This is a genomic window from uncultured Brachyspira sp., assembly GCF_934747485.1.
In the GTDB taxonomy this organism is placed as follows: domain Bacteria; phylum Spirochaetota; class Brachyspiria; order Brachyspirales; family Brachyspiraceae; genus Brachyspira.
In genome coordinates this window covers 13,428-25,320 of sequence record NZ_CAKVGN010000009.1, presented here as the reverse complement: position 1 = coordinate 25,320, position 11,893 = coordinate 13,428, and the positions used below count along the sequence as shown (strand labels likewise).

Annotated in this window: 8 protein-coding genes; 4 read left to right on the top strand and 4 right to left on the bottom strand. The window is 33.6% G+C overall.

Annotated elements, in window-relative coordinates; all coding sequences use genetic code 11:
* Positions 1-30: 30 nt before the first annotated feature.
* Genes Q0H31_RS02910 through Q0H31_RS02900 form a run of 3 tightly spaced genes read right to left on the bottom strand, consistent with a single transcriptional unit; the run spans position 31 to position 3,240 of the window.
* Positions 31-1,362 (bottom strand): YgeY family selenium metabolism-linked hydrolase, encoded by a 1,332-nt coding sequence (locus tag Q0H31_RS02910; protein ID WP_295295689.1) that lies wholly within the window; start codon positions 1,360-1,362, stop codon positions 31-33.
* 38 nt (positions 1,363-1,400) lie between these two features.
* On the bottom strand, positions 1,401-2,594 hold the full coding sequence (dpaL, locus tag Q0H31_RS02905) for a diaminopropionate ammonia-lyase (protein WP_295295688.1): 1,194 nt from the start codon (positions 2,592-2,594) through the stop codon (positions 1,401-1,403).
* Entirely contained in the window at positions 2,587-3,240 is a 654-nt protein-coding gene (locus tag Q0H31_RS02900) for a transcriptional regulator (protein WP_295295687.1), read from the bottom strand. The genes dpaL and Q0H31_RS02900 overlap by 8 nt, the downstream gene beginning before the upstream one ends.
* A gap of 205 nt (positions 3,241-3,445) precedes the next feature.
* On the opposite strand from Q0H31_RS02900, the gene ssnA reads away from it, so the two are divergent.
* The 4 genes from ssnA to yqeB all read left to right on the top strand — a co-directional run bounded on the left by ssnA (position 3,446) and on the right by yqeB (position 11,344).
* A complete protein-coding gene (ssnA, locus tag Q0H31_RS02895) occupies positions 3,446-4,777 on the top strand; it encodes a putative aminohydrolase SsnA (protein WP_295295686.1) in 1,332 nt (443 codons plus the stop codon).
* Positions 4,778-4,869: 92 nt separating this feature from the next.
* Entirely contained in the window at positions 4,870-7,845 is a 2,976-nt protein-coding gene (gene ygfK / locus Q0H31_RS02890; RefSeq protein ID WP_295295685.1) for a putative selenate reductase subunit YgfK, read from the top strand.
* Between the two features lie 106 nt (positions 7,846-7,951).
* Positions 7,952-10,525, top strand: coding sequence for a selenium-dependent xanthine dehydrogenase (gene xdh, locus Q0H31_RS02885; protein WP_295295684.1), 2,574 nt, complete (start codon positions 7,952-7,954; stop codon positions 10,523-10,525).
* 3 nt (positions 10,526-10,528) lie between these two features.
* Positions 10,529-11,344, top strand: a complete 816-nt coding sequence (gene yqeB, locus Q0H31_RS02880; protein WP_295295683.1) for a selenium-dependent molybdenum cofactor biosynthesis protein YqeB — start codon at positions 10,529-10,531, stop codon at positions 11,342-11,344.
* On the opposite strand, the gene Q0H31_RS02875 is transcribed toward yqeB, so the two are convergent.
* Positions 11,327-11,638 (bottom strand): hypothetical protein, encoded by a 312-nt coding sequence (locus Q0H31_RS02875; protein ID WP_295295682.1) that lies wholly within the window; start codon positions 11,636-11,638, stop codon positions 11,327-11,329. The two genes, yqeB and Q0H31_RS02875, sit on opposite strands and share 18 nt — an antisense overlap.
* Between the last annotated feature and the right edge of the window lie 255 nt (positions 11,639-11,893).

Below are 11,893 nucleotides of genomic sequence, written 5' to 3'. Positions count from 1 at the left end.
TTTTTTATTTAATTAATATTAATTAATTTTTTATTTATTTGCACAATATATAGTAGGTACAGCAGCATACATAGCAGCACATACAACTAAATCTTGTTTCCAAGTTTTTTCATTAGGAGCATGAGCTTGAGCTTCAGCACCAGGTCCAAAACCTATACAAGGTATTCCATTTCTTCCCATAATAGATACACCATTAGTAGAGAATGTCCATTTATCAGTAAGCGGACGAGCTTTTCTTTCTTTTTCTATTTCTGGAGTAGGTCCAATTCTTTCAGTACCATAAAGACCTTTATAAGCCTCTTCTAAAGCTTTAGTTACAGCATGGTCTTCAGGTATTACCCAAGTTGGGAAGTAACATTCTATTGGATAAACTAAACCTTTCCAAGATGGTCTTTCATAATTATACATAGATACTTCAGCACCATATTTTTTTACATTAGGAAGGCTTCTTATTTCTTCTAAACAGCTTTCCCAAGTTTCACCAGCTGTCATTCTTCTGTCTAATGATATAGAACAAGAGTCAGCAACAGCACATCTGCTTGGAGAAGTGTAGAATATTTGAGAAACTGTTACAGTACCTCTTCCTAAGAAGTTAGCTTCTTTATATTGAGGATTGTATTTTTCTTCAAGCATTTTTACTAAACCTTTGATAGGTGTAGAATCTTTAGCATCATTTTCGTTAAGGCTTCTGATGTCTTGAAGTATATCAGCCATCTTGTAAATAGCGTTATCTCCTCTTTCTGGAGCAGAACCGTGACAAGAGATACCTTTAACATCTACTCTTATCTCCATTCTTCCTCTTTGACCTCTGTAAATACCGCCGTCAGTAGGCTCAGTAGAAATTACAAACTCAGGTTTAATTTTGCTTTCTTTACAAATGTATTCCCAGCACAAACCATCGCAGTCTTCTTCTTGTACAGTACCAACAACAACAACTTGATATTTGTCGCTTAAAAGACCTAAATCTTTCATTATTTTAGCACCATAAACACCAGAAACTATACCGCCCTCTTGGTCAGAAGTACCTCTTCCGCCTATCTCTACATCATTTTCATAACCTTTATAAGGGTCAAATTCCCAGTTGTCTTTGTTACCTATACCAACTGTATCTATATGAGCATCTATACCTATTAAAGTTTTACCAGTACCCATATAACCTAAAACGTTACCCATAGGATCTATTTCTACTTTGTCAAATCCTACTTTTTTCATCTCTTCAGCAATTCTCTCAATTACGCCTTTTTCTTCGCAAGACTCGCTAGGAATTGCAACTAAATCTCTTAAAAACTTAGTCATATCAGCTTTATAGCCTTCTGCTTTTGCTTTTATTTGTTCAAATTGTTCTTTTGAAATAGCACTCATTTTTATTTCTCCCTAAAATTATATATATAAAAAAATTATTATCTCTCTTTTGCTTCCCAAATGATATTTTTCCATCTAATTGGGTCAGTATCGCCTTCTGTGCTGAATAATAATACTTTAGAATTAGAATCAAGTTTTAATTTTTTTCTTAATTCAGCATATTCATCATTAAGCATAATAGTAGCCAAAGCACCGAAAGGAGCAGCTCCAGATTCACCAGATACAACCTGAGGGTCTCCTTTTAACGGAGCAGATAACATTCTCATACCTCTTGCAGCAACTACATCTTCAGCAGCAATAAAACAATCAGCATGATTTTTAAGTATATCCCAAGAAGTAATATTAGGCTCACCGCAAGCAAGTCCTGCCATAATAGTATTTAAATCGCCTTCTACTATTCTTATTTTACCATCACCTGCCACAGCACCTTTATATAAACAAGCAGCAGCTTCAGCCTCTACTACAACCATTATAGGAGGATTATCTTTATATTTATTAGCAAAATATCCAACCATAGCACCAGCCAAAGAACCAACTCCAGCCTGTACAAATACATGTGTAGGTCTTTCGCCAAATTGCTCATCTGCCTCTAAAGCCATAGTACCATAACCTTGCATAATCCAAGCAGGTATCTCTTCATAGCCCTCCCAAGCAGTGTCCTGTACAACTACACCATTAGGCACTTTTGCAGCTTCTGCAGCAGCTTTTCTAACACATTCATCATAGTTATATTCTTCTATTGTAGCAGTAGCACCTTCAGCTTGAATATTTTTTAATCTTGTTTCTGTTGATCCTTTAGGCATAAAAATTACTGATTTTTGTCCTAATTTATTAGCAGCCCAAGCAACGCCTCTTCCATGGTTGCCGTCTGTAGCAGAGAAGAATGTAGCTTGACCGAATTCATCTTTTAATTTTTTTGAAGTAAGTACATCATAAGGAAACTCGCTTACATCTTTTCCCATTTTTTGAGCTATATATTTAGCCATAGAATAAGAACCGCCTAATACTTTAAAAGCATTAAGACCAAATCTGTATGACTCATCTTTTACTTTGATAGTTCCTAAACCTAAATATTTTGCCATTTCTTTTAATTCTGATAATGGTGTTTGTGTGTATTGAGGGAAACTTTTATGAAAAGCTTTTGCTTTCTTTACTTCCTCAATAGACATTATTGGTAAATTTTTGTCATCTGACTTAGGCATTTTATTTTCTGCCCATTTAAGCTCACTCATTTACTTCCTCCTTTTTTGAATCTATATAATTATATAGAGTGAATTTACTTATTCCAAAGTGATTTGATACTTTATCTCCGGATTTTGTTATTAAAAACACCCCAGAGTCATTTAAAAATTTAATAGCTTTTATTTTTTCGTCTTTACTCATTATAGAAGCAGGCTTTCCTATTAATTCTTCACTTTTTAATATAAGTTTCTCCATAAGTTCCTGAGCACTGTTTGGTATCTCCTCAAGCTTAGATTTATCTTCTGTTTTAATCAATAAATCTAAATCACTCTTAAATGGTATAAAACTTGTTATATCAAAGTTTATAGACAATATATATCTATATTTACCATTAATATCTTTTATAAAAACAGTTGAAGACTTTAATATTTTGCCGTTTGATGCTTTAGTAAGATAGGACAAATGATCAACTATAGGCTCGCCTTTCTTTAGCTTTTCTATAGTTTTTAATACCACATTTGAAGCACCTTCTCCTACTTGCCTTCCTGTAACACCTCCATTAATAATAAAAAGAATTGTATGCTCTAAATCATCTTCTTTTAATTCGTGAATACAAACCTCGCAATTATTTCCAAATTGCCTTGCTATTCCATGTGCCACACTCACTAAAGTCTCTAGTATTATATTAGAACTCATAAAACCTTACAAAAACCTATTATGTTTTACTATACAACAAATCAATTGATACGTTTATAGTATACTAATTTTTTTTTAGATTTTCAAGAAAAAATCTAAAAAATTTTGGATTTTTTATACAAATTCGTTGACAAATCAACTTTTTTTAATATCCTATTAAAATATAGATAATAAATTATAAAAATATGAAATTTAGGGGGAATATATGCTATTAATAGGCGGAGGTAAATTAATAACAAGAGATTCTGCTAAACCATTTATAGAAGATGGTGCAGTTCTTTGTGATGGAAGATTAATTAAAGAAGTTGGTAAAACTTCAGATTTAAAAGCAAAATATAAAGATGCTGAGTTTATAGATGCTAAAGGAAGCATCATTATGCCGGCATTTATAAATATACATGAACATATTTACTCTGCAATGGCTAGAGGTTTTAGCATTAATGGGTATAATCCTAAAGGTTTCTTAGAAATATTAGACGGTATGTGGTGGACTATAGACAGAAATCTTACTTTAGAGCAAACTAAACAAAGTGCTATGGCTACCTATATAGAATCTATTAAAAATGGTGTTACTACAGTATTTGACCATCATGCTAGTTTCGGTCATATTGAAGGTTCATTATTTGCTATAGAAGAAGCTGCTAAAACTATGGGAGTTCGTTCTTGCCTTTGTTATGAAGTTTCTGACAGAGACGGAGAGCCTAAATCTAAAGCTTCTGTTAAAGAAAATCTTGACTTCATCAAACATGCTATGGCTGATAAAACTGATATGATTAAAGGTATGATGGGAATGCATGCTTCTTTCACTATTTCTGATAAAACTATGGAAGCTTGTATGAAAGATTTACCTGAAGGCATAGGCTGCCATATTCACGTTGCTGAAGGTATAGAAGATTTGCATGCCTGCCTTAAAGAACATGGCAAAAGAATAGTTGATAGACTTTATGATTTCAAAGTTTTAGGTCCTCAAACTATATTAGTACACTGTATATATGTTAATCCTCATGAGATGGATTTAATAAAAGATACAGACACTATGACTTCTCATAACCCTGAATCTAATATGGGCAATGCTTGCGGCTGTCCTCCTACAATGGAATTGATGAAAAAAGGCATTTTAACAGGTTTAGGTACTGACGGATATACTCATGATATGATAGAGTCATACAAAGTAGCTAATGTACTTCATAAACATAATCTCTGCGACCCTAATGCTGCTTGGGGTGAATTACCTACAATGCTATTTGAAAATAATGCTAAAATGGCTAATCGTTATTTCGATACTCCTCTTGGCGTACTTAAAGAGGGTGCTGCTGCTGATGTTATCATTATGGATTATAAAAATTACACAGAATTAAGCGATAAAAACATTAACGGACATATATTATTTGGTATGAATGGCGGACATGTTAATACTACTGTTTGTAACGGTGAAGTATTGATGAGAGACAGAAAACTTACAAAAATTGATGAAGAAGCTGCTTATGCTAAAATAAGAGAAGAGTCTGCTAAGCTTTGGAAACAAATTAATAAATAATTAAAATATATTAATTAAGTAATGGGGTATATTTTTGCTCCATTACTATAAATTTTTTAAAACAGTATTAATTAATAATTGGAGGATTATAAATGAGCGATGTAATGACACCCATACCTTTTGGAAATCTTATGAACTGGGTTTTGGAAGAAAAAAAATCTGGTAAAGTATTTGGTATTTCAAGAGCGTTTAAAGCTGATAAAGCTAAATATTATGAAATTTTTGGAAGAAAATTAGAAACTCCTATAGGACCTGCTGCAGGACCTCATACTCAATTAGCTCAAAATATAATAGCTGCATACTACACAGGAAGCAGATTCTTTGAACTTAAAACAGTACAAAAAATGGACGGAGAAGAATTAAGCAAATGTGTTAATAAGCCTTGTATTACTGCTAATGATGAATGCTATAACTGTGAATGGTCTACTGAGCTTTATGTTCCTCAGGCTTTTGATGAATATGTTAAGGCTTGGGTTGCTTTAAAAGTAATTGCTAAAGAATGGGATTTGGGAGATATGGACGGTTTTCAGTTTAATATATCTGTTGGTTATGATTATGACGGCATTAAAACTGAAAAGATTGATAATTTTATTGAAGGCATGAAAGACGCTTCCAACACTCCTATATTCAAAGAATGTAAAGAATGGCTTACTAATAACATAAGCAAATTCAAAAACTTCAAAAAAGAAGATATTGATAAAATTAATGCTGATATTTGTAATTCTGTTACATTATCTACTCTTCATGGCTGTCCTCCAACAGAAATAGAAAAAATTGCTTCATACCTAATTACAGAAAAAAAATTAAATACTTTCGTTAAATGTAACCCTACTCTTTTAGGTTATGAATATGCAAGAAAAACTTTAGATGAAATGGGTTATGATTATATATCATTTACTGATTTCCACTTTAATGATGACTTGCAGTATAGCGATGCTGTTCCTATGCTTCAAAGACTTCAAAAGTTAGCTTCTGACAATTCACTTGCATTCGGTGTAAAAATTACTAATACATTCCCTGTAGATGTTAAGCAAAAAGAATTGCCTTCTGAAGAGATGTATATGTCTGGAAAATCTTTATTCCCTCTTTCTATGACAGTAGCTTCAAGATTAAGCAAAGATTTTAATGGAAGTTTAAGAATATCATATTCTGGCGGATGTGATTATTTTAATATTAATGATGTTATAGATGCAGGAATATGGCCTGTAACTATGGCTACTACTTTCCTAAAAACAGGCGGATATCAAAGAGGAGAGCAGATAGCTAAAAACCTTAAAGAGCCTAAAGCATTTACAAAAGTAGATGTTGCTAAAGCTGAAAAAATTGTTGAATGGGGTAAAAAAAGCAAACATCATGTTAAACCTATTAAGCCTCTTGCAAGCAGAAAAGTTAATAAAAAAGTACCTTTAGTTGATTGTTATATAGCTCCTTGTATGGAAACTTGCCCTATACATCAAGACCTTACTACTTATATAAGACTTAATTCTAAAGGACAATATGAAGAATCTTTCAAAGTAATAATAGAAAAAAATGCTCTTCCATTTGCCACTGGTATATTATGCCCTCATACTTGTATGGATAAATGTACTAGACAATTCTATGAAGAGCCTGTAAGTATTAGAGCTTGTAAATTAGAAGCTGCTAAAGCTGGATATAGCAAAGTAATAAGCACATTAAAACCTGCTCCTTCTATAGGAAAAAAAGCTGGTGTTATAGGTGCTGGTCCTGCTGGTCTTTCTGCGGCTTTCTTCTTGGCTCGTGCTGGAGTGGAAGTTACAGTATTTGACAAAAGAGAAAAAGTTGGCGGTGTCGTTGCTAACATTATACCTAATTTTAGAATTACAGCTGAAGAGATTGGAAATGATGTTAGCTTATGCAAACAAATGGGCGTTAAGTTTGAACTTGGCAAAGAAATAAAAGATATAAAAGAGTTTGCCAAAAATTATGATTACACTGTTGTTTGTATAGGTGCTCATAAAAACATGCCTTTAAAACTTGAGGCTGGTCAATCAATGAATGCTCTTAAATTCTTAGAAGAGTTCAACAAAACTAACGGCAATGTTGAATTAGGAGAGAATGTAGTAGTAATTGGAGGCGGTAACACTGCTATGGATGCTGCTCGTGCTGCTAAGAAAAACAAGGGTGTAAAAAATGTTAGATTAGTTTATAGAAGAACTAAGAGATATATGCCTGCACATGAAGAAGAGTTAAAAGAAGCTTTAGAAGATGGTGTTGAGTTTATGGAGTTGCTTGCACCTGTTAAATTAGAAAACGGCAAACTTTTATGCAAAAAAATGGAATTATCTGATTATGATGAAAAAGGCAGAAGAAACGTTGTTGAAACTAATGAAACAGTAGAAGTTCCTGCTAACACAGTAATAGCTTCTATTGGTGAGCAAATCGAATCTGACTTCTATAAATCTAACGGCATAGATGTTGATGATAAAGGCAAGCCAAAATGCAATGCTAATAATGAATCATCTATTAAAAATGTTTATGTTGCTGGTGATGGATTATACGGAGCTGCTACTATAGTTGAGGCTATAAGAGATGCAAGAGTTGTTGCTGAAGCTATTTTAGGTAAAGCAATTGCTCCTGATTTACCTTCTGTTTCTACTGAAGAGATTTCTTACAGCAAAAAAGGTAACTTAAAAGAAGTATCAAAAGACCCTGAAGCTACAAGATGTTTAAGCTGCGATTATATTTGTGAAAGTTGTACTGAAGTTTGTCCTAACAGAGCAAATGTTTCTATTAAAGTTGAAGGTGGAGCTAAAATATCACAAATTATACACGTTGACTATATGTGTAATGAATGCGGAAACTGTGAAACATTCTGCCCTTATAGTTCTGCTCCTTATAAAGATAAGTTTACATTATTTGCTACTGCTGATGATATGAAAAACTCTAAAAATGACGGCTTCTTATTCTTAGATAAAGAAGGTAATGCTAAACTTAGAATTGACGGCAAAGAAGAATCTTATAAGGCTGGAAGTTCTAAAAACTTTAATGGAGTTTATAGTATAGTTGATAGTGTATTTAATAATTATAAGTATTTAATACTAAAATAATTGACTTTATACTAATTGTTACATATTATTACATAGCGAAGGGAATATAAGCATCGTTCCCTTTGTTATGTTTATTTTATTAATATATTAAATTGGAGGTATAATAATGGGTGAAAGTGCCAAGATTATAATTAATGGCAAAGAAATGAGTTTTGACTCTGATAGAAAATTAATGGATGTTCTTAGGAATGATTGTAAATGTAAATCAGTAAAAGACGGATGCTCTGAAGGGGCTTGCGGAACTTGTACTGTTTTAATAGATGGTAAACCTACTAAATCTTGTATACAAACTATAGGAAGACTTCAAGGAAAAAGTGTACAAACTATAGAGGGATTTACTCAAAGAGAAAAAGATGTTTATTCTCATGCTTTTGCAGCTGCAGGGGCTGTGCAATGCGGATTTTGTATACCGGGTATGGTGATATGTGCTAAGGGGTTAATTGATAAAAATAATAATCCTACAAGGCTTGAAATTGTTGCTGCTATAAAAAATAATATTTGCAGATGTACAGGCTACAAAAAAATTATTGATGCTATAGAATTAGCAGCTAAAATGATTAGAGAAAATATTGATGTTAAAGAATATAAAGGAAAGGTAAAATTAGGCGATAGGAATATTGCAAGAGTTGATGCCAAAGAGAAAGCACTTGGTATTGGCGAATATTGCGATGATATAGAATTAGAGGGTATGCTTCATGGTGTTGCTGTTAGAACTAAATACCCTAGAGCTAAAATATTAAAAATAGATACAAGCGAGGCAAAGGCTTTTAAAGGTGTTGTTGATGTAATTACTGCTAAAGATTTACCGGGGGCAAAAAAGATTGGACATATTTTCCATGACTGGGACGTTCTTATTGGTGAAGGTGAAACTACAAAATTTATTGCAGACGGTTTAGCTTTGATTGTTGCTGAAGATGAAGCTACTGCTAAAAAAGCAAGAGATTTAGTAAAAATAGAATATGAAGAGCTTCCTCTTGTAAGAAACCCTGAAGAAGCTATGAAAGAAAATGCTCCTTTAGTTCATGAGGATAGAGAAAGCAACTTACTTACTCATGAAAGATTAGTTAAAGGTAATGCTGATGAAGTAATAGCAAAATCAAAATATAAAGTTACAAGGCACTATGAACTTCCTTGGACAGAGCATGCATTTATGGAGGCAGAAGTTGCTGTTGCTATGCCTTTTAATGGAGATGGTATATTTGTATATTCAAGCGACCAAAGCGTTTATGATACAAAAAGAGAAGTATCTATGGCTTTGGGAATAGACCCTGAAAAGGTTGTAGTAGAAAATAAATATGTAGGAGGCGGTTTCGGCGGTAAAGAAGATATGAGCGTTCAGCATTATGCTGCTATAATGGCTTATAGAACAAAAAGACCTGTTAAATTTAAACTCACAAGACAAGAGAGTATTAACTGGCACCCAAAACGCCATCCTATGAGCATAGATATGACTACTGCCTGCGATGAAAATGGCATACTTACAGCTATGAAAGCAGTTTTAATAACTGATGCTGGTGCTTATGCTTCATTATCTGGTCCTGTACTTCAAAGAGCTTGTACTCATGCTGCTGGTCCTTATAATTATCATGTTATAGATATAGAAGGTAAATCAATATATACTAACAACCCTCCTACTGGACCATTCAGAGGTTTTGGTGTTCCTCAGTCTTGTTTTGCTACAGAGATGAACATAAACTTGCTTGCTGAAATGTGCGGTTTAGACCCTTGGGAAATAAGATATAGAAATGCTATTCGCCCAGGTCAAGTACTTCCTAACTATCAAATAGCTGATGATTCTACCGGTCTTGTTGAAACATTAGAGGCTGTTAAAGATATATTCTACAACAACAAATATGTTGGTATAGCTTGTTCTTTGAAAAACTCTGGTGTGGGTGTTGGTTTGCCTGACACTGGTAGAGTTCGTTTGTTAGTAAAAGACTCAAAAGTTAATATATATTCTGCTGCTTCTTGTATTGGTCAGGGTATTGCTACTGTGCTTTATCAGATAGCAGGTGAAACTCTCAATTTGAATGATGATGAGATAATAGTTCATCAGCCTAATACTGCAACTTCTCCAGATTCCGGTACTACTTCTGGTTCAAGACAAACACTTATTACAGGTGAGGCTTGTAAGAGAGCTTGCGAAGAACTTAAAAAAGATTTAAATTCTGGTAAAACATTAAAAGATTTAGAAGGAAAAGAGTATTACGGAGAATGGCTCACAGTAACTGACAAAATGGGAGTAGATAAACCTCACCCTGTTTCTCACGTGGCTTATAGTTATGCTACTCAAGTTTGCATACTTAATGAAGACGGTACAATACAAAAGGTAGTTGCTGCTCATGATATAGGAAAAGCAATTAACCCTATAGCTTTGGAAGGACAAATTGAAGGCGGTGTTGTTATGTCTTTGGGTTATGCTTTAACAGAGAAATTCCCGCTTGAAAATTGTGTGCCTAAAGTAAAATTTGGTACTTTGGGCTTATTTAGAGCCGATAAAACACCTGATGTTGAATCTATTATTATAGAAAAAGAAGGTGTTCCTTATGGTTATGGTGCTACTGGTATAGGAGAGATTTCAAGTATACCTACTGCTCCTGCTGTTGCTTTGGCTTATTATAAATTTAACGGCGAGTTCCAAACAGAATTGCCGCTTAAAAATACTCCTTATTCAAGATAATTTATGAGTTTAATTAATAATGAACTTGTAATTGTAAGAGGAGCTGGTGATTTAGCTACTGGTGTTGTGTACTCTCTATATAAGGCTCATTTCAAAGTTATTATATTGGAGACGCAGCACCCCTCTGCTATACGAAGAAAGGTTGCATTATCTGAAGCTGTTTATGATGGTAAGACAAAAGTTGAAGATATTGAAGCTGTACTTGTAAAAAGTTATGAAGAGGCTCTTAATACAATTAATAAAATTCCTATTCTCGTTGACCCTAACTGTGAAATATTAAATCACATAAAACCAACATTTTTAATTGATGCTATAATCGCTAAAAAAAATCTTGGCACTAATAAATCTATGGCAAAATATACTATAGCATTAGGTCCCGGATTTACTGCAGGCAAAGACTGTGATATTGTTATAGAGACTATGCGTGGGCATAATCTTGGAAGAATGTATTTAGAAGGTAAAGCTATACCAAACACAGGAATACCCGGAAACATTGGAGGCAAAGAATCTGAAAGAGTAATACATGCAAGCTCTGACGGCATTATTGAAAACATAAAAAATATAGGCGATTTTGTAAAAGAAAAAGAGATTATAGCATATATAAACAACGATAACAAAAAAATAGAAGTAACAGCACCTTTTGAAGGGCTTTTGAGGGGTATTATAAGAGATGGTTTTAAAGTACGTAAGGGCTTAAAAATAGCAGATATTGACCCAAGAAAATCTGAGTATGATAATTGCTTTACTATTTCTGATAAGGCAAGAAACTTGGGCGGAGCTGTGCTTACTGCTATGATGTATTTATATAAAAATAATTAATTTCAAATTATAAATTCCTTTTATTAAATTAAAAAATTTTGTACATTTTTTATTGTTCTTTTTTCCGCCTTCGTACCCATACCTAAAGGTACTTCCTACGGTCGCAGGCACTTCCTTCGGTCGCCCTGAAGGACTCCCTTCGGTTGCTGTGCGGACTTCGTCAAAAAGTTTTTGCCCTTCGGGCACGCTTCGCGAAAACGCAAGTGTTTTAATTCTATATGTTGGAATATATAAAGTATAAAATAATAGTTCTATTTTAGCTAAAAATGCAGCCCTTTTGCTTCTTTGTGGCATGCCACAAGGGCACTTCCTTCGGTCGCAAAAGAAGTGGGGGGGTGGGGGCTAGTCCCCACAAATAAAAACTTAAAAATTTTATCATATAAGTTTTTTTATTCAACTTTTTCCCGCCGCAAAAAGTTTTCGCCCTTCGGGCACGCTTCGCGAAAGTGCAAGTATTCAAATTTTATACCTAAAAAATATATATAATGGCACTATATGTTTATGTCTATATTTCATAAAAAATGCAGTTCTTCACAAAGCGTATCCGAA